Source organism: Bacillus cereus group sp. BfR-BA-01330, assembly GCF_022663885.1.
Classification (GTDB): Bacteria; Bacillota; Bacilli; order Bacillales; family Bacillaceae_G; genus Bacillus_A; species Bacillus_A cereus.
In genome coordinates this window covers 388,645-406,338 of the sequence record NZ_JAKUGK010000004.1, presented here as the reverse complement: position 1 = coordinate 406,338, position 17,694 = coordinate 388,645, and the positions used below count along the sequence as shown (strand labels likewise).

Below are 17,694 nucleotides of genomic sequence, written 5' to 3'. Positions count from 1 at the left end.
AATATTATTTATAAAAATTGTATATGTACAGAATTGGCACGTCAATTGCATAAAAAGAAAGTGAGAGGGCTAGGAAAGGAGGAGTATATTGTGAGGCACTGCGACGTTTTAATTATAGGTGGTGGAATAATAGGGTGTTCTATCGCTTATTACACTTCAAAATACGGAAGAGACGTAACAATCATTGAAAAAGGGGAATTTGTCAGCGGGACGTCTTCACGGTGTGATGGGAATATTTTGGCCATTGATAAAGACCCAGGATTTGATAGTCAAATGTCTTTAGTAAGTCAAAAATTAGTAACTGATTTAAGTGAAGAATTAGAGCATTCATTTGAATATAGGGCACCAGGAAGTATTCTCGTATGTGAGTCAGACGAAGAGATGGAAGCTGCGCAGCAATGGGTAAATCGGCAAAAAGAAGCTGGATTACCGTTTCGAATGCTTGATAGGCAAGATATAAGAGAAGAGTCGCCTTTTTTTGCTGATGATTTATTAGGCGGTTTAGAATGTGCGACGGATTCAACTGTGAATCCATATCTCCTTGCATTCTCGCTTCTGTCAGAGGCACAAAAGTTTGGCACAAAAGCCTTTAAACAGACCGAAGTAAAGAGTATAAACATAGATACGAATGGTTCATTTGTTGTAGAAACTACGAATGGAACTTTTACAGCACAACAAGTTGTAAATGCAGCGGGTGTGTGGGCTCCTAAGATTGGTCAGATGTTAAATGTAAATATACCAATTGAACCGAGAAAAGGGCATATTATTGTAGCATCAAGACAACAACACGTAGGGTGCCGTAAAGTAATGGAATTCGGTTATTTAATTTCTAAATTTGGTGGAAAACGAAAAGTAGATGCTTTAACTGAAAAATACGGGGTTGCGCTCGTATTTGAGCCTACTGAAAGTCAAAATTTCTTAATTGGAAGTAGCCGTGAATTTGTAGGGTTTCATACGAGAATAAACAATGAAGTCATTAAATGTATTGCAAATAGAGCGATTCGCTTTTATCCGAAAATGGCAGATATGATGGTAATTCGTTCTTACGCTGGTTTACGTCCGTGGACAGAAGATCATTTACCGATTATTTCACGAGTGGAACATATTCCAAATTATTTCATTGCCGCTGGGCATGAAGGGGATGGGATTAGTCTTGCAGCAGTTACTGGGAAAGTAATTGAAGAGTTATTAAATGAAAAAGAGACAATTATTCCTATTGAACCACTTCGTTTGAGTCGTTTTACAGAAAGGGTGTTAAACGGATGAAGTCACAAAGAGTCTTTACGACAATTGATACACATACGGGTGGGAATCCAACGAGGACAGTAATTAGTGGACTTCCAAAGTTGATTGGAGAGACGATGGCAGAGAAGATGTTACATATGAAAAAGGAGTATGATTGGATTCGAAAATTGTTAATGAATGAACCGCGTGGTCATGATGTAATGTCAGGGGCATTATTAACAGACCCGTGTCATCCTGAGGCTGATATAGGTGTTATATACATAGAGACAGGTGGATATTTACCGATGTGTGGTCACGATACAATCGGTGTATGTACAGCGTTAGTTGAATCAGGTTTAATTCCGGTAGTTGAACCGATTACTTCTTTAAAACTAGATACACCGGCTGGCTTAGTTGAAGTAGATATTGCTGTTCAAGATGGAAAAGCAAAAGAAGTATCTTTCTGTAACATACCAGCTTTTTTATTAAAAAATATTACTGTACAAGTGAAAGACATTGGAACTATAGAAGCTGATATTGCGTATGGAGGGAATTTTTATGCCATTATTGATGCGAAATCAGTAGATCTAGAATTAGTACCAGAAAATGCATCTACAATCATCGATAAGGCGATTCATATAAGAAACACAATTAATGAGAAGTTTGAAATCACTCATCCAGAGTATTCGTTTATAAGAGGATTAACACATGTTGAATTTTATACAGATCCTACTCATGAATGTGCGCATGTGAAAAATACAGTTGTTGTACCACCAGGCGGAATAGATCGATCCCCATGCGGTACAGGAACATCTGCGAAGCTAGCTGTATTATATGCTCAGAAAGAAATCAAAATTGGTGAAGAGTTCATTCATGAGAGTATCGTTGGTTCTTTATTTAAAGGATATGTCGTGAATACGACACATGTTGAAAATATTGAAGCTGTCATAACGAAAATTACGGGATCAGCTTGGCTTATGGGTATGCATAAATTTTTTTACAATGAAATGGATCCACTCAAAGAAGGATTTTTGCTAATTCCGCCGATGGAACATGAAACGGAGGATATAAAATGAACATTCAAAAAATGTATACAGCAGTAGACGTACATGTAAATGGCGAGGCATTTCGTGTAATGAAAGACGTACCATGCAAATACTACTACAGTTTGGAGCAATTAAATGAACAATTTTCGGGTGAATTAGCAGAAGAGATGAAGCTTTTATTAAATGAACCACGTGGTTTTATCGGTTTGAACGGGTGTATTGTCGTTCCATCTATCCATAATGAAGTGGATGCAGCTGTATTATTTTTTAATCATGAAAGTTCGATTCCGCTTCATTATGGGGGCATTGTTGCGGTAATAACGATGTTACTCGAAAGTGGGTATTTAAAAAAGAGAGAGTCCAATCAATACAAAATTGAAACGTTATCTGGAATATTTTTAGTTCATGCGTATGTAGAGAATGATGAAGTTATATCTGTTTCGTTTGAAAGCAAACTTTGCTATTTGATTGAGGAAAATTTACAGGTTGGTAATGTAAGTTATTCTCTCATACAAGCAGATAAAGTATATGCAGTTGTAGAAAAAGGTGCGTATTCGCCAGAAATTCGTGTTGAAAACATTTCAGAATTGAAAAGATGGGGAGAAGCTACACTGCAGGCTATACAAAAACAGTCGCTAATAAAAAGGCTTATTTTAGTAGATCCTTCGCAAAAAGAAAAGAACCATATAAAGTCGATTACATTTCATGAAGATAACTTTATCGTACGTTCGCCAGGTTTTGTTTCTACTATCGTTTCCTATGTTCATGCGTTATTTAAAAATGATTATATGGTGGATAAACCTTTTAAAAATGAAAGTATATTTAATAGTTTTATAACTGTGGAAAAAGTGAAGAAGGAGGAACTAGGATACATTTTCCGTTTTGAAAGTAGAGGATTTATTACAGGAATGCAGACGTTTCTATTAGACCCTACGGATCCATTTCCGGCAGGTTTCTTATTAAAATAAAATGTGATAAGGAGAGATAAATATGCAAAAAATTAAAGGGGCATTTCCAGTATTAATAACACCGATGGATGAATTTCAGGAAATTAATTGGGATGGGGTAAAACAAAATGTAAATTACTTTATCGAACAAAAGGTTGCAGGTGTCATCATTAATGGAAGTACAGGAGAGTTTGTAAGTTTATCAAAAGAAGAACGATTTAAAATGGTAGAAACCGTGTTGAAAGAAATTGATGGCCGTATTCCAGTCATTGTTGGAACTGCAGCAGAGACGACGAAAGAAACAATTGAATATACGAAACATGCAGAAGCGCACGGAGCGGATTGTGCATTAATTATAAACTCTTACTATTGTAAACCGAAGGAAGAGGAGATTTATTTTCATTTTAAAGAAATCTCAAATTCTGTAAATATACCAATTATGCTATACAATAACCCATTTACTTCTGGTGTTGATATGAGTACAAAGCTAATGCTCCGTATTGGAAAAGAGTGTGAAAATGTTACACATATTAAAGAATCTAGCGGAGATATTCGAAAAGCGAGAGATTTAGTAAGACAAAGTGAAGGGGCTTTCCAAGTCTTCTGTGGTTCTGAAGATTTAGTTATGGAATCATATTTAGTTGGTGCTTCGGGATGGGTTTCAGTAGCAGGAAATATCGTTCCCGGTCTCGTTACAAAAATGTATGAGCATTTTCAAAATGGTGAATTAGAAAAGGCGTGGGAAATAAACGATGCTATTTTACCACTTTGCGAGTTTCTTGAAGGATCAGGGAAATATGTTCAAATCGTTAAACGTTCCATGGAATTACATGGGCAAGCGGGAGGACCTTCTCGCTATCCAAGACTAGGATTAACTGTTGACGAAGATCAAAAGCTTCAAACGATTTTATCAAATATTGCAGCTCATGTAGCTGTTTAAATAAGGAGGAGAACATAATGTTAAAGACAAATATTGAGCTGAAACCAAAAGTGGAAGCGTTTTTAAATGAAGAAATTAAAATGTTTATTAATGGCGAATTTGTTGCTGCTATTGGGGGAAAGACGTTTGAAACGTATAATCCAGCTACAGAAGATGTTCTAGCTGTCGTATGTGAAGCGCAAGAAGAGGATATTGATGCTGCAGTAAAAGCGGCAAGATCTGCATTTGAATCCGGTCCGTGGGCAGAAATGACTACTGCTGAAAGAGCGCATCTTATTTATAAATTAGCAGATTTAATTGAAGAACATAGAGAAGAATTAGCGCAACTAGAAGCTTTAGATAATGGAAAGCCATATCAAGTAGCACTTGATGATGATATTTCAGCAACTGTAGAAAATTATCGTTATTACGCAGGATGGGCTACAAAAATTATTGGGCAAACAATCCCAATTTCAAAAGATTACTTAAATTACACGAGACATGAACCTGTAGGTGTTGTAGGTCAGATTATTCCGTGGAATTTTCCGCTCGTTATGTCTTCTTGGAAAATGGGAGCTGCACTGGCGACAGGTTGTACGATCGTATTAAAGCCAGCAGAGCAAACGCCTTTATCTTTACTATATACAGCAAAACTTTTTAAAGAGGCTGGATTTCCAAACGGTGTTGTAAACTTTGTACCAGGCTTTGGTCCTGAAGCAGGAGCAGCAATTGTAAATCATCATGACATTGATAAAGTTGCTTTTACAGGATCTACTGTTACAGGAAAGTATATTATGCGTCAGTCTGCAGAAATGATTAAGCATGTAACGTTAGAGCTTGGCGGCAAATCACCAAATATCATTTTAGAAGATGCGGACTTGGAAGAAGCAATTAATGGTGCATTCCAAGGTATTATGTATAATCACGGTCAAAATTGTAGCGCAGGATCACGTGTATTTGTTCATCGTAAACATTATGAAACTGTAGTAGATGCACTTGTGAAAATGGCGAACAACGTAAAACTTGGAGCAGGTATGGAGAAAGGAACGGAAATGGGTCCACTTGTATCTAAGAAACAACAAGAGCGTGTGTTACATTACATTGAGCAAGGGAAGAAAGAAGGCGCTACAGTTGCGGCTGGTGGTGAACGTGCACTTGAAAAGGGTTATTTCGTTAAGCCAACTGTATTCACAGATGTTACAGACGATATGACAATCGTTAAGGAAGAAATATTTGGACCAGTTGTTGTTGTTCTGCCATTTGATTCGACAGAAGAAGTAATTGAACGAGCGAACAACTCATCCTATGGCCTTGCTGCGGGTGTATGGACGCAAAATATCAAAACGGGTCATCAAGTGGCAAATAAATTAAAAGCAGGAACAGTGTGGATTAATGATTATAACTTAGAAAATGCAGCTGCACCATTTGGTGGATACAAACAATCTGGTATTGGCCGCGAATTAGGTTCATATGCGCTTGATAATTATACAGAAGTGAAAAGTGTTTGGGTAAATATAAAGTAATAGGGTGTTTTACTGACAAAAATTGAGGGATGAAATAATGAAAGATGCGGACAACTAGAAAGTTTGATAATAGTTGTCCGTTTTCTTATATACAAAATTGCTTTTCCAAAGAATGATAAGGGGGATTTGGATGGAGAATTTAGTAGAATGGTTAGTAGGGCAAGTGTGGAGTATCGGTTTAGTTGTTTTTGCATTAGGGGCAGGCGTATATTTCACGATTGCAACACGCTTTTTGCAAATTCGTTATTTTAAAGAGATGATTAAACTATTATTTGAAGGAAAGAGTTCAGAGACGGGAATATCATCTTTTCAGGCATTTTGTTTAGCCTTATCGGGAAGAGTGGGAATTGGTAATATTGCAGGGGTAGCGACAGCAATTGCTTTCGGCGGGCCTGGAGCTGTATTTTGGATGTGGGTAATGGCTTTGTTAGGGGCAGCGAGCGCGTTTGTAGAATCAACATTATCTCAAGTATACAAAAGTAAAGTAGGGAATGAATATCGCGGCGGTACTCCATATTTCATTGAGAGAGGTTTAAAAATGAAATGGTTTGCAGTCATTGTAGCGGTAGTTGTAACACTTTCATATGGCGTGTTATTACCAGGTATTCAATCTAGTAGTATCGCAGTTGGATTCGAAAACTCTAATGGTATTAGCAAATATATAACTGGTATATTTTTAGTCGTGTTACTAGCAGCAATTATTTTTGGTGGTGTAAAGAGAATTGCCGGTGTTTCTCAAATGCTTGTGCCATTTATGGCAATTGGTTATGTAATTGTTACATGTATCATATTAATTGCGAATGTAACGGAGATTCCAAGTATGTTTGCTTTAATTTTCTCTAGTGCATTTGGTGTAAATGAAATGTTTGGTGGAATTGTTGGTGCAGCTATTGCATGGGGCGTAAAACGCGCTGTATTTTCAAACGTTGCTGGTGTCGGAGAAGCGACGTATAGTTCGGCGGCTGCTGAAATATCGCATCCTGCAAAACAAGGATTAGTTCAAGCGTTTTCCGTATATATCGATACAATTGTCGTATGTACAGCGACAGCTCTTATGATTTTAATAACAGGTATGTATAATGTTATACCTGAAGGGAAAACCGCTATTGTACAAAATATAGGAAATGTGGAAGCTGGTCCAATTTATACACAACAAGCAGTTGAAACTGTGATAACAGGGTTTGGTCCAATATTTATTTCAATTGCGATTTTCTTTTTTGCATTTACAACGTTACTCGCTTATTACTATATCGCTGAAACGACACTTACTTATTTAGATCGTCAATTGAAGTATGGCTGGTTAAAACCAGTTTTAAAATTTGGATTTTTAATTATGGTTTACATCGGTAGTGTTGAATCAGCGTCGCTTTTATGGAATCTCGGAGATTTAGGAATCGGTAGTATGGCATGGTTAAACTTAATCGCGATTCTATTATTAAGTAAAATCGCATTAAAAGTGTTAAAAGACTATGAAAGGCAGAAAAAAGAAGGGAAAGATCCAGTATTTAATCCTAAAAATGTGGGGATTGAAGGATTAACATTTTGGGAAGAAAGAAGTAAAGAGGTTGAAAGAAAAAGTTCTAGAGAAAAAGTTATTGTAGATGATAATTTAAAATTATAACGTAAATTAACTGAAAATTCTTAATTTAAAAGAAGGTATATTGCCTCCATTTCATCACATACTACAATAGGTATGGATAATATGACTGGAGGGAATAAGATGGAACATGAGCAACATAGTTCGATAAATGATATTCTACATCATTATAAAGAAGGTATAGGTAGTTTTACAAATCAAATTCCTGAAATCGCTGAGACATATAATGCGTTCACGCAAGCTTGTTTTCAAGAGGGTGCTTTAACAAAAAGAGAAAAGCAACTTATTGCATTAGGAATTAGTTTAGCAACGCAAGATGAGTATTGTACAATTTATCATACAAAAGGTTGTCTTGATCAAGGATGTTCAGATAAAGAGATTCTGGAAGCATGTGGTGTTTCAGCAGCATTTGCTGGCGGAGCTGCGATGAGTCAAGCGGTAACTTTAGTGCAAGAGTGTTTAACAGAACTGAAAAATCAAAAGCATTGAATAAAAAAACGTTTTAAACTTTATGTTTAAAACGTTTTTTATTTGAAATTAAATTTGTATTCAATTTAATATTCTATATCTTCATAAATAGATTTTTCTACATCAGGAAGAACTGTGTATATACTCTTACCGATTAACGCTTCTAATTCTTTCTTAATCGCATAAAACCCTTTCCAATGTAAAGATGTATGAGATGTTGTACCATGACGCAAACCAACAGAAATTAATCTTCTTTCCAGCGTAGTAAAGCCACCCGCATCAGCAAGAGCGTCACAAAGAGTAATTACTTTATTGTATAAGTCGTAGTTACAATGTTCATTTAATATTTCAACTAACCGGCTTCTCATATGGTCAGGAACGAGACTCCATTCCGCTGCGATATCTATATGTTCATTTTTGCATGGGAATGAGTGTGTCACACAAATAACAGCGTTTCCTGTATACCCTAAATCATTCATATACATATAACCATCATAGGAATGAATGACCGATTTGGTAAAACCTTTGTATCTTCCGATATCATGCAAAAGGGCAGCGTTATATGCTATGTCAGCATCTAGGTTATACCCATTTTTAATAAGTTCTATAATTATGTTTTCAGTTGCATGAGCAACATGTAGTGAATGTTCAAACCAAGGGCCCGGGTTTTGTTCATATGCCCATTCGAGTAATTCTTTTGCGTACGTTCTATCTAATATATATTTCATATCGTTATCCTTTCACAAAAAATCATATCTTTCTATAAATTCATCTTATTATTTCATTATTCCTTCTTTAAAAATTGTTACAATGAAACAAAAGGGGGAAAAGTAATGCGAAATTTAGTAATTGAAGAAATAAAGCAACTAGAAAATGATATGGAAGAACTTTCGAAACTTTTGAAAATGGTTGTAAATGATGGGGCATCAATTGGTTTTTTGCCTCCACTGGAACAAAAAGACGCAACAAAGTATTGGCAAACAGTATTAGCGCCAGAAGTGATATTGTATGTGGCTAAAATAAACAACGAAGTAGCAGGGAGTATTCAATTACAATTAGTTACTAAGCCTAACGGAATTCATAGAGCCGAGATTTGCAAATTAATGACTCATCCAAACTTTAGACGTAACGGTATTGGACGATCGCTTATGCAAAAAGCAGAGGAACGAGCAAAGCAAGAAAACAGGTCTCTTTTAGTATTAGATACTAGAGAAGGAGATCCTTCCAATAAACTGTACAAATCACTAGACTACCAAGAAGTTGGAACAATACCAGGGTATGCAATTTCTCCGAATGGTAAGTTAGATGCTACGGTTATTTATTATAAAAACATTTAAGGTATAATCAAACGGGGAGAGTGCTTAATTATTAGTAAGTGAATAATAAACAACTATTTTTAACACAGTCTATATTTTTCTGGCGGTGTTAAAATAGTTAATTATAATCTAATTAACGCACTAAATGAATTTGAGAAATTTTTTAGAGGGTTCTTTTAGTAATGATTCTCGTCTTATAATAAATGTAGAGAAGATGACTAGCCAACTATAGTTATTTTCGCTTTATTATCGGAAGGGGATGAAAGTATGAAAAAGAATAGTTTACAAAAGATGAAGAAAGTTATTTTAAGTGGTGGCGTATTACTTACGGGATTATTAACATTTGGATTTTCAGAAAAGGCTTCAGCTCATGGATATGTAGAATCACCAGCGAGCCGATCTTATTTATGTAAGCAAGGGGTAAATGTAAATTGTGGACCGATTCAATATGAACCACAAAGCGTAGAAGGGATAGGTGGATTTCCGCAACTAGGACCTTCTGATGGACAAATTGCAGGGGCTGGTCATTTTCCCGCTTTAGATGTTCAAACTGTAGATAGGTGGAAGAAAGTTACGTTAAATGGCGGGACGAATACATTCAAGTGGAAACTAACGGCTCCTCATAGTACAAAAGAGTGGAAATATTATATTACGAAAAAAGGTTGGAATCCAAATAAACCTTTAACGCGATCGGATTTAGATTTAGTGCCATTCTATGTGAAAAATGACGGTGGAGCTAGACCAGGGACGACAGTAACGCACGAAGCAAATGTACCAACTGACCGTAGTGGATACCATCTTATTTTAGCTGTTTGGGAAATTGCAGACACTGGAAATGCGTTTTATCAAGTTATAGATGTAAACCTTTTGAATAATGGCTTATCCTCAAATTTCGCTTTTAACAATGTAGTGCAAGCTCCTACACTATTTTAATTGAAACATACATTTCGATCATCTAATTCATTTTAGATGATTTTTTTTATGAAAATGATGAAAAATATAGAAGAAAGTGCAATTATTTATAAAAAAATATGCTTTAAATATTGTCATATTTGCTTCTTTAAGATATCCTTTTCATGAAGAGGTGGAAAACATGGAAAAAGTACTAGTTTTCGGGCATAAAAACCCAGATACAGATGCAATTTGTTCTGCAATTGCTTATGCAGAATTGAAAAAAGAATTAGGAATGAATGCTGAGCCTGTACGTTTAGGCGAAATCAGCGGTGAAACTCAATTTGCGTTAGACTATTTTAAAGTAGAAGGACCGCGTTTTGTTGAGACAGTAGCAAGCGAAGTGGACAACGTTATTTTAGTTGACCATAACGAGCGTCAACAAAGTGCTAACGATATCGAATCAGTTCGTGTGTTAGAAGTTATTGACCATCACCGTATTGCTAACTTTGAAACAAGCGATCCTATATACTATCGTTGTGAGCCAGTTGGCTGTACAGCTACAATCTTAAACAAAATGTACAAAGAAAATGGCGTAACAATTCGTAAAGAAGTTGCAGGTTTAATGTTATCTGCAATCATTTCAGATTCTTTACTATTCAAATCTCCAACTTGCACAGAACAAGACGTAGCAGCTGCTCGTGAATTAGCGCAAATCGCTGGTGTAGATGCAGATAACTACGGCTTAGAAATGTTAAAAGCTGGTGCTGACTTAAGCGGAAAAACAATGGAGCAATTAATCTCTCTTGACGCTAAAGAATTCCAAATGGGTAATGCGAAAGTTGAAATCGCACAAGTAAACGCTGTTGATACAAACGACGTTCTTGTACACCAAGCGGAACTTGAAAAAGTAATCTCTGCAGTAGTAGAAGAAAAAGGTTTAGACCTATTCTTATTCGTTGTAACTGATATCTTAACTAATGATTCTGTCGGTCTTGCGATCGGTAAAGCAGCAAACGTTGTTGAGAAAGCTTACAACGTATCACTAGAAAACAACACAGCTACTTTAAAAGGTGTTGTATCTCGTAAAAAACAAATCGTACCAGTATTAACAGAAGCATTCCAAGCTTAATCGTATTGCGTACAGATGAACAGTAAGGACAAGTAGTCAGATTGGCTACTTGTCCTTTTTTATCTCTAAAAAACAGAAAATTAAAAACGGGAGGATTGTGTATGTTTAATGATTTGGAGAGTAAATTACAGTCACTTTTAGAACGAAATATTACGTCGGTTTCAGAATTAGAGAGCTGGCTCTCGGAGGAGCTACGTTTAAACGCTGAAATACAGAAGTTGCGTTTGACTTTTTAGAAGAAAGGATATAAAGTACTGCAAGGGTCATTCTAAATTTGATTAACGAATTAAAATAAGGATAGCGTTAGCTATCCTTATAATCGTTTATTCGTAAGATTTTTTCTTGTTTATATAAAATGTAATTATAGCAGTAATGAAGAAAATAGGTATCGCATACACTTGCCCAACAAATAACTTCCAGCCGACATAATTATAGCCTTCAGATGCTGGGATGATAACGGAAATAACGCAAACAATAAAATAGACTAATAGTGCAGGGATAATATTTTTCATTTTTATGGACCTCCTTCCTAATTTAATTTATAAATCATAATATTTAAATTTAATTATAAAAATTTGAAGAAAAAAATGCAAAAATTTTTATGGTATTATAATATTTGCAATGAGAGTGATCCATAGTACATATATGGTAAAATGTGTAATTTAAACTTTTCAGAATTATTATATAGTATTTTGAGAGAAAAATGTACAAAATAATGAATTTTATTTACCAAAGTAAAGGGAGTAGAAATATATATGAAAAGGATATGTATAATTCCATGTGGAAAAAAGAAAATTTGGGATAAACATTCAGACTACGGACCGATGGAAGCAAAAGATGTGTATATTAGTCCGTTCGGAAAAGCATGTCAGGCGTACGCAACTATGTTTTTCGAAAACTGGGTTATATTATCGGCGAAACATGGATTTTTAAGACCAAATGATATTGTATTAGAAAACTATGATCTTGCATTTGATTCAAAAAGCGATGAGGTAATAAATATAGAGCAATTACAAAAACAGATGGTAGATAAAAGTTTATTACAGTTTGACGAAATCGTCTTACTAGCAGGGAAGAAGCATAAAAAAGTAGTGACAAAGTTATATCCAGAAGAAATGATTACATATCCGCTAGAGGGGTGTAAAGGGATTGGATATATGTTGCAGAGGTTGAAAGAAGCTGTGAAGGAAGGGGAGGAAATATAGGTGTAGTTTCAGTGATTTTAAACTCTATTTATTTAGGGAGCTGAAAAGTAAAATAGAGTTTTTAGGCATCGCCGAAAGGGTGATGCTTTTTTTTGTTCGTGTCGTCATTCATGTAAAAGTAATTTAGAGAATAAATCATTCGATTTATGAAGCGATAGCTTTTTTATATCGATAACAAATTGCTTCACTTCTAGAAAATGTAGGACATATGGGTACAGTTAAGATTGTAAGTGGGAATAGCAATAAGACAAGTTTTGAATAGGATATTAAGAAAGGAGATGTTGATAAATAATGGCCAGATATAGTTTGCACGGAGGACACAATAGTATTGTTCAAGGTGCTAATTTTGGGAATCGGAAAGAACACGTTTTAGATAGGCAAGTTAAAGATGCTGTGGCGGCTAAGTTAAGATCCCTAGGACACACGGTTTATGACGATACGGACGAGGTAGGGGCAACTCAATCACAAAATTTAAATAATATCATTCGGAATAGCAATTCCCATGCTGTGGATTTAGTTATTTCTTTTCATCTTAATGCAAGTGATGGAAATGGACAGGGTGTTGAGGTTTTGTATTATGATCAGAAAGATTTGGCGGCTAAAATCTCAGCTCAACTAGCAAAAGATATTGGATGGCGTGATCGAGGTGCGAAACAGCGTACAGATTTAGCGGTATTAAATGGGACGAAAGCACCTGCTATTCTTATAGAATTAGGATTTATTGACAATGAATCTGATATGGCAAAATGGAATGTTGATAAAATCGCTAATTCTGTTGTATTTGCTCTTACAGGACAAACTGGAGGAGGTGCAGCGGATTTGCTCAAAGTAAAAACTGGTGGTGTAGCATTTAGTAATTTACAAGCTTTGGCTCAAGCTATGGTAGATGCGGGTATTGATGGACAAATTGTCGTTCAGAAAGATGGCATTGGTTATGCTATAACGAATGGCTATCCGTCTGGAAATATCGATAAATTTACAGCTTGGTTAGATGCACGAAAATGGTACTATGAGTACGTGAGATAAAATGAAAATTAGTTTGATTAAAAACTAAAAATTGTCTTATATTTAGTTAACAAGTATATTAAGTAACTAATAATTATGTAACTATAAAAATATGGACAATGTATATGTAAATTAGTACACAAAACCACCTGTCAGAAAGGTGGTTTTATTTATCAAGCTATTTGTGGGTAGTAAAATTCTCACCTCAAAATTCGGATGAAGCTAAGAAATTAGGTGGGAATTCCACTGCTCGTAGCCTCCTACTAATTATCGTTTCACTTTATATAGTTTAGAGTTTTGTAAACCTTTACTTATTCAACCCGTAATAATATTTTGTTTTCTCAATACATAAGCCGAATTTTAAATTATTACCCAATAATATAATACCTCTCATACTATTTATTAGTTGATAATAGCAAAAAAACAAGCTTTGAATATAATAATGAAAAAGGAGATGTTAAATAATGGGTTATATTGTAGATATTTCGAAATGGAATGGCGACATTAACTGGGATATCGCAGCACCACAATTAGATTTTGTAATTGCACGTGTGCAAGATGGTTCAAATTATGTAGATCCTTTATATAAAAATTATGTACAAGCAATGAAAGCAAGAAATATTCCGTTTGGTAATTATGCGTTCTGTCGTTTCGTTTCAGTAGAGGATGCACGGATAGAAGCAAGAGACTTTTGGAACCGTGGTGATAAAAATGCAACAGTTTGGGTAGCTGACGTAGAAGTAAGAACAATGAACGATATGAGAGCAGGTACACAAGCTTTTATTGATGAATTACGCAGATTAGGAGCTAAGAAGGCTGGTTTATATATTGCTCATCATATGTATGCTCCATTTGGAATGGCAAATGTCAATTCTGATTTTGTATGGATTCCTCGTTATGGTGGTAACAAACCGGCATATCCATGTGATATTTGGCAATACACAGAAACAGGCAATGTGGCTGGTATCGGCAAATGTGATTTAAATAAGCTGATTGGAAATAAGCCGTTAGCTTGGTTTACAAATCAAATTGTTGAGCCGATAAAAAAACAAGAAGGGGTTGGAATTATAGTGAATAAATATAACAAAGTAGTTACTTATGAATTTGGTGTAAATTTAATTCCTGACATGATTCAAATGATGGATAAGCTTGGATATACTTCTAAAATAATATCTCGTGGAGATAATCAAGGGCTTGTGTATTTCGAAACAGATTATCGTCAAGGGAACGAACTGGACAAAGTAACTGCTTGGTTAGATACGAAAGGAATTAAATATTTTTATACAAAAGAGTAGTTTGCTAAATAAAAAGCCGTCATGTGACGGTTTTTTATTTTTATGTAATCTTTTAACTCTACTTATAATATGGAGAAAATAGACTAATAAACAAGCCTTTGTATACTTTTAAACATAGAATATGATGAATTCTATTAAGGAGGAAGCAAATTCATGGGGAATACTTGTCATTGTGGGCATTCCCGAAATTGTAATACATTTTGGGATAATTTAATGTTTGGGAGATGTAGATGTAAACGCAATGATTTTCACGAATGTTGTTGCAAAGAGAAACCGAAATGTGAGTGTGAAAAATGTCATTGTAAAACAAAACCGAAATGCCATTGTATTCATGAAGAGGAAGGGTATTAATAATAAAAAAGAGTACGATACGTACTCTTTTTTTGGGTGATTATATTTCATCTTGAACAGATTTCTTTACAATTACCCATGTGTCTTTCTTTTTAACCGTTATAGCTACATTAGTTCCATTAGATTCCTTATAAAAGATATATCCATTGTTTGAGTTTACATATGTTACTGGTTCGCCTATGCAATCTCGCGAGCAGGATTTGTTGACCAGTTCAATTAGGGATAGTTCACTTGGATCGGTTTTGCTTGCTTCTATAACAGCATCAAGGCTTGTTTTTCGATAACCTTGCAAGTTTATATGAAAAATCTGCTCTATTTCTCCTGTAATGCTAGTGTTCATTACTTCTACTGAATTCTTTTTTTCTTGAAGAAAGCCGTTTTCATAAAGTAATTTTGTATAGCCAATCCATGCTATTAACACTAGCATGAAAAACATACCCGTCATTTTAAGTATTCGAAGTCGTTTGCTTATAATTGTTTCTGAGTATTTCATTCACTCTAATCCTCCAATGTTTTTAATTTAAAATATGCTTGGATACATACTTTTAGAAGAGGATGAAAGTTAATGAGTTTTCAATAAAAAAGAAAACATCCAGAGTTAGATGCTTTCTTTTTTTGTATTTTTGGCTATCTGTTCGTTACTTGTTTCATAAGTGGTCTTATTTCTTTAACTGGTGGTTTCTTATCATAGGCATCAACGTAAGAAAAGTAGTAGTTTAAGTTTCTTAGAAGACCTTTTCCTATTTTTGCACTTAAGAAAGGAAATACTTGTCCGGTATAATCATCGAGAGATTTACAGTAATATTTTTCATCTAAATATATACTGTATTTACATGTTAGTTCTACTAAAGGATTCCCTTCATCATCAAATACTTCTTTAGAATCAATAATATCTATTAGTGCAAATTTTTCATTTAAGTAAACTTTCTTTTTTTTCTCGTGTTTATTTGTAAGTATAAAAACGAGACCAATCGCGTTAATCAAACTATTTCCTCCTATAAAAAACGGATATTAATAAAATATATCGATATAAGCTAAATGTAAAGAGGAGAGGTGAAATATCATGGAGAGAAAACTAAATAAGCCGATTTATGTTTGGAAACCGACTTATTTTTATCAAGTATTACTTAGTAGTAATACCTACTCTGATTAAAGTTTCACTTTATTGAAATACTTGCGGGAATTGTTTTACGATTGCGTTTGTTATCATGTCGGCCATTTCTAATGCTTCTTTTTCAATTTTATCGTAAAGTTTTACTCCTGCTTCATAATCTTTATTTAGGAAGGCAAGTGCTTCTGCTTTCGTTAGTGCTAAATGTTCATAAAACATTTTTCTAAATTCTTCTTTATCTATATATGGGTTGATACTGTTAAGAAATTCAATAATTTCATCACCATTAGCGTACCATTTTTTCTCTATAGCGGCCGCTGCATTTTGATTACCAGCTTTTGCGGCTTTAACAAGATCCGCTGCAATTACTAAGTGATCTTTAATTAATGCACTATATTTTTTCACTGCATCCTCACCGTAAAATGGTTCAAGTGATAGTCCCATATGTGTTGCGTTTTGTAGAAGTCGTCCAACAGTAACGTTAACATCTGGTAAATTAAATACAATACTTATAATAGCAAATCTCGTCCAAGCGACGTGTTGTTCCCATAAAGAACGCATATACCCTTTTAAAAAATTCTCGTTTTTACTAATTCGGTAGTTACGTACGGATAAATCATAGTTTACATAAGGGTTATGGTAGGGGGAGTAATACGATTGCAAATAAGAATACATAAATAGTAACACTCCTTTGAACATGTATAACTCAAAGTATGATAAATATTTATTTTTAGTTACGTGTCCTAGATTATTTTTAGGGAATTTGAAATGGAGAAATTCAACGAATGATGTTGTGGTATATATGAATAAAATGAATATAAAGTAAAAGAAGGTCTGCAAGGGAAGTTGCAGACCCTCAAAAGGGTATTGCCGAGATGTCGGACTCGACTACGTAATGTTATCATAAAATTCTTTTGAAAAAACCTGGTAAATGTGTCCAAATGAAATTGGTACCGTCATAAAGTCAAAGGGACCTGCTTCCCGCGGCAGGCCCCATTAACTAGATAATGTCGATGAGCAAAAACTCATCTGGAGTACTTTTATAGTAACAAGTAAAATGTATTTTGTGTATTGAGAAAGAAGAATTGCATAATTATATGTGAACAATTTAACTCCCAACAATTCATGATTATCATGAATTGTTGGGAGTTAAATATAGTTATAAAATGGAGAAAAGACTTGGAAGTGGGATTGAAGTGCACAGAAGTATGTAATCATGAAAAAGACCTGCTAATATAAGCAGGTCAACTTAAGGGGTTTATCCAACAGATTATTATATATGGTAACAACTGAATTGTAGTAAGTCTATACATTTAATATTGAGAAAAATTCTGTGAATGATATATTTTTTGCGCATATATTAACGTCTAAAAAGTTGAGAAAGAAAATTAAAAAGCTTTTTATAAGAGAATAATGGCTGATACTTATAGTATGATTCATATTTCCACGCATCATTATTAGAGAATTGGAGTTTTTGTGTTTTCGTTTTCGTTTTCGCTGTGATGGAACTCATATTACGATGCTTCATATAGTAACCTCCTGAATTTATATGTATACGATTAGTAGTATTCAAGAAAGGGAAATAAAATGAACATTTAAATTGAAACTCTTTCTTCTTGTGTACTGGATTTACGTTATAAATGTTGTAAAACATATAAAACACG

General features: G+C 34.6%; 20 protein-coding genes. 14 read left to right on the top strand and 6 right to left on the bottom strand.

Features of this window, described 5'->3' with window-relative positions; genetic code table 11:
* Positions 1–90: 90 nt before the first annotated feature.
* The 7 genes from MR112_RS14090 to MR112_RS14060 all read left to right on the top strand — a co-directional run bounded on the left by MR112_RS14090 (position 91) and on the right by MR112_RS14060 (position 7,745).
* Complete coding sequence (locus MR112_RS14090) at positions 91–1,266, top strand: NAD(P)/FAD-dependent oxidoreductase (RefSeq protein WP_025689383.1); 1,176 nt, start codon at positions 91–93, stop codon at positions 1,264–1,266.
* Positions 1,263–2,300, top strand: a complete 1,038-nt coding sequence (locus MR112_RS14085; RefSeq protein WP_048538302.1) for a proline racemase family protein — start codon at positions 1,263–1,265, stop codon at positions 2,298–2,300. Before MR112_RS14090 ends, MR112_RS14085 begins: the two co-directional genes overlap by 4 nt.
* A complete protein-coding gene (locus MR112_RS14080; RefSeq protein WP_226368778.1) occupies positions 2,297–3,238 on the top strand; it encodes a proline racemase family protein in 942 nt (313 codons plus the stop codon). Before MR112_RS14085 ends, MR112_RS14080 begins: the two co-directional genes overlap by 4 nt.
* Before the next feature lie 22 nt (positions 3,239–3,260).
* Positions 3,261–4,157: a 4-hydroxy-tetrahydrodipicolinate synthase gene (gene dapA, locus MR112_RS14075; protein WP_001169456.1), complete on the top strand. Its 897-nt coding sequence runs from the start codon at positions 3,261–3,263 to the stop codon at positions 4,155–4,157.
* Positions 4,158–4,174: 17 nt separating this feature from the next.
* Positions 4,175–5,659: an aldehyde dehydrogenase family protein gene (locus MR112_RS14070; protein ID WP_000920973.1), complete on the top strand. Its 1,485-nt coding sequence runs from the start codon at positions 4,175–4,177 to the stop codon at positions 5,657–5,659.
* A 130-nt stretch (positions 5,660–5,789) separates the two neighbouring features.
* Positions 5,790–7,280, top strand: coding sequence for an alanine/glycine:cation symporter family protein (locus MR112_RS14065; RefSeq protein ID WP_242245053.1), 1,491 nt, complete (start codon positions 5,790–5,792; stop codon positions 7,278–7,280).
* Between the two features lie 72 nt (positions 7,281–7,352).
* Positions 7,353–7,745 carry a carboxymuconolactone decarboxylase family protein gene (locus MR112_RS14060; protein ID WP_001999958.1) on the top strand — a complete coding sequence of 131 codons (393 nt, stop codon included), beginning with the start codon at positions 7,353–7,355 and terminating at the stop codon, positions 7,743–7,745.
* A 65-nt stretch (positions 7,746–7,810) separates the two neighbouring features.
* Here MR112_RS14060 and MR112_RS14055 read toward each other — a convergent pair whose 3' ends face one another.
* A complete protein-coding gene (locus MR112_RS14055; protein WP_000875112.1) occupies positions 7,811–8,452 on the bottom strand; it encodes an HD domain-containing protein in 642 nt (213 codons plus the stop codon).
* A 105-nt stretch (positions 8,453–8,557) separates the two neighbouring features.
* Between MR112_RS14055 and MR112_RS14050 the strand changes: the two genes are divergently transcribed.
* From MR112_RS14050 to ppaC, 3 genes are all read left to right on the top strand, one after another.
* Positions 8,558–9,061 carry a GNAT family N-acetyltransferase gene (locus MR112_RS14050; protein WP_001245258.1) on the top strand — a complete coding sequence of 168 codons (504 nt, stop codon included), beginning with the start codon at positions 8,558–8,560 and terminating at the stop codon, positions 9,059–9,061.
* Positions 9,062–9,307: 246 nt separating this feature from the next.
* The gene (locus tag MR112_RS14045; RefSeq protein WP_000742279.1) at positions 9,308–9,973 is read left to right on the top strand and encodes a lytic polysaccharide monooxygenase; all 666 of its coding nucleotides are present in this window, start codon (positions 9,308–9,310) and stop codon (positions 9,971–9,973) included.
* A gap of 160 nt (positions 9,974–10,133) precedes the next feature.
* Positions 10,134–11,063 carry a manganese-dependent inorganic pyrophosphatase gene (gene ppaC / locus MR112_RS14040; RefSeq protein WP_000416873.1) on the top strand — a complete coding sequence of 310 codons (930 nt, stop codon included), beginning with the start codon at positions 10,134–10,136 and terminating at the stop codon, positions 11,061–11,063.
* Between the two features lie 323 nt (positions 11,064–11,386).
* Here the strand turns inward: ppaC and MR112_RS14035 are convergent, their stop codons facing one another.
* On the bottom strand, positions 11,387–11,575 hold the full coding sequence (locus MR112_RS14035; RefSeq protein WP_000789485.1) for a DUF4017 family protein: 189 nt from the start codon (positions 11,573–11,575) through the stop codon (positions 11,387–11,389).
* A gap of 243 nt (positions 11,576–11,818) precedes the next feature.
* Here MR112_RS14035 and MR112_RS14030 point away from each other — a divergent pair, with 243 nt between their 5' ends.
* The 4 genes from MR112_RS14030 (at position 11,819) to MR112_RS14015 (ending at position 14,959) form a co-directional block, all read left to right on the top strand.
* The gene (locus tag MR112_RS14030; RefSeq protein WP_000820903.1) at positions 11,819–12,268 is read left to right on the top strand and encodes a DUF6884 domain-containing protein; all 450 of its coding nucleotides are present in this window, start codon (positions 11,819–11,821) and stop codon (positions 12,266–12,268) included.
* 291 nt (positions 12,269–12,559) lie between these two features.
* The gene (locus tag MR112_RS14025) at positions 12,560–13,294 is read left to right on the top strand and encodes an N-acetylmuramoyl-L-alanine amidase (RefSeq protein ID WP_000135290.1); all 735 of its coding nucleotides are present in this window, start codon (positions 12,560–12,562) and stop codon (positions 13,292–13,294) included.
* A gap of 443 nt (positions 13,295–13,737) precedes the next feature.
* Positions 13,738–14,568: a GH25 family lysozyme gene (locus tag MR112_RS14020; RefSeq protein WP_242245052.1), complete on the top strand. Its 831-nt coding sequence runs from the start codon at positions 13,738–13,740 to the stop codon at positions 14,566–14,568.
* Between the two features lie 217 nt (positions 14,569–14,785).
* A complete protein-coding gene (locus MR112_RS14015) occupies positions 14,786–14,959 on the top strand; it encodes a hypothetical protein (protein ID WP_000503004.1) in 174 nt (57 codons plus the stop codon).
* Here the strand turns inward: MR112_RS14015 and MR112_RS14010 are convergent, their stop codons facing one another.
* The 4 genes from MR112_RS14010 to MR112_RS13995 all read right to left on the bottom strand — a co-directional run bounded on the left by MR112_RS14010 (position 14,960) and on the right by MR112_RS13995 (position 17,558).
* Positions 14,960–15,412 carry a hypothetical protein gene (locus MR112_RS14010; RefSeq protein ID WP_242245051.1) on the bottom strand — a complete coding sequence of 151 codons (453 nt, stop codon included), beginning with the start codon at positions 15,410–15,412 and terminating at the stop codon, positions 14,960–14,962.
* Positions 15,413–15,546: 134 nt separating this feature from the next.
* The gene (locus MR112_RS14005; RefSeq protein ID WP_000606231.1) at positions 15,547–15,903 is read right to left on the bottom strand and encodes a hypothetical protein; all 357 of its coding nucleotides are present in this window, start codon (positions 15,901–15,903) and stop codon (positions 15,547–15,549) included.
* Between the two features lie 178 nt (positions 15,904–16,081).
* Positions 16,082–16,705, bottom strand: a complete 624-nt coding sequence (locus MR112_RS14000; RefSeq protein ID WP_242245050.1) for an acetylglutamate kinase — start codon at positions 16,703–16,705, stop codon at positions 16,082–16,084.
* 685 nt (positions 16,706–17,390) lie between these two features.
* A complete protein-coding gene (locus MR112_RS13995) occupies positions 17,391–17,558 on the bottom strand; it encodes a hypothetical protein (protein WP_016122667.1) in 168 nt (55 codons plus the stop codon).
* Positions 17,559–17,694 lie beyond the last annotated feature (136 nt).

What these genes read in the sequence shown, in the direction of transcription:
- MR112_RS13995 (WP_016122667.1), bottom strand. Translation starts at nt 17,558, where the DNA reads ATGAAGCATCGTAATATGAGTTCCATCACAGCGAAAACGAAAACGAAA.
- MR112_RS14055 (WP_000875112.1), bottom strand. Translation starts at nt 8,452, where the DNA reads ATGAAATATATATTAGATAGAACGTACGCAAAAGAATTACTCGAATGG.
- MR112_RS14045 (WP_000742279.1), top strand. Translation starts at nt 9,308, where the DNA reads ATGAAAAAGAATAGTTTACAAAAGATGAAGAAAGTTATTTTAAGTGGT.
- MR112_RS14070 (WP_000920973.1), top strand. Translation starts at nt 4,175, where the DNA reads ATGTTAAAGACAAATATTGAGCTGAAACCAAAAGTGGAAGCGTTTTTA.
- ppaC (WP_000416873.1), top strand. Translation starts at nt 10,134, where the DNA reads ATGGAAAAAGTACTAGTTTTCGGGCATAAAAACCCAGATACAGATGCA.
- MR112_RS14025 (WP_000135290.1), top strand. Translation starts at nt 12,560, where the DNA reads ATGGCCAGATATAGTTTGCACGGAGGACACAATAGTATTGTTCAAGGT.
- MR112_RS14065 (WP_242245053.1), top strand. Translation starts at nt 5,790, where the DNA reads ATGGAGAATTTAGTAGAATGGTTAGTAGGGCAAGTGTGGAGTATCGGT.
- MR112_RS14010 (WP_242245051.1), bottom strand. Translation starts at nt 15,412, where the DNA reads ATGAAATACTCAGAAACAATTATAAGCAAACGACTTCGAATACTTAAA.
- MR112_RS14050 (WP_001245258.1), top strand. Translation starts at nt 8,558, where the DNA reads ATGCGAAATTTAGTAATTGAAGAAATAAAGCAACTAGAAAATGATATG.
- MR112_RS14020 (WP_242245052.1), top strand. Translation starts at nt 13,738, where the DNA reads ATGGGTTATATTGTAGATATTTCGAAATGGAATGGCGACATTAACTGG.
- MR112_RS14035 (WP_000789485.1), bottom strand. Translation starts at nt 11,575, where the DNA reads ATGAAAAATATTATCCCTGCACTATTAGTCTATTTTATTGTTTGCGTT.
- MR112_RS14060 (WP_001999958.1), top strand. Translation starts at nt 7,353, where the DNA reads ATGGATAATATGACTGGAGGGAATAAGATGGAACATGAGCAACATAGT.
- MR112_RS14085 (WP_048538302.1), top strand. Translation starts at nt 1,263, where the DNA reads ATGAAGTCACAAAGAGTCTTTACGACAATTGATACACATACGGGTGGG.
- MR112_RS14080 (WP_226368778.1), top strand. Translation starts at nt 2,297, where the DNA reads ATGAACATTCAAAAAATGTATACAGCAGTAGACGTACATGTAAATGGC.
- MR112_RS14000 (WP_242245050.1), bottom strand. Translation starts at nt 16,705, where the DNA reads ATGTATTCTTATTTGCAATCGTATTACTCCCCCTACCATAACCCTTAT.
- dapA (WP_001169456.1), top strand. Translation starts at nt 3,261, where the DNA reads ATGCAAAAAATTAAAGGGGCATTTCCAGTATTAATAACACCGATGGAT.
- MR112_RS14030 (WP_000820903.1), top strand. Translation starts at nt 11,819, where the DNA reads ATGAAAAGGATATGTATAATTCCATGTGGAAAAAAGAAAATTTGGGAT.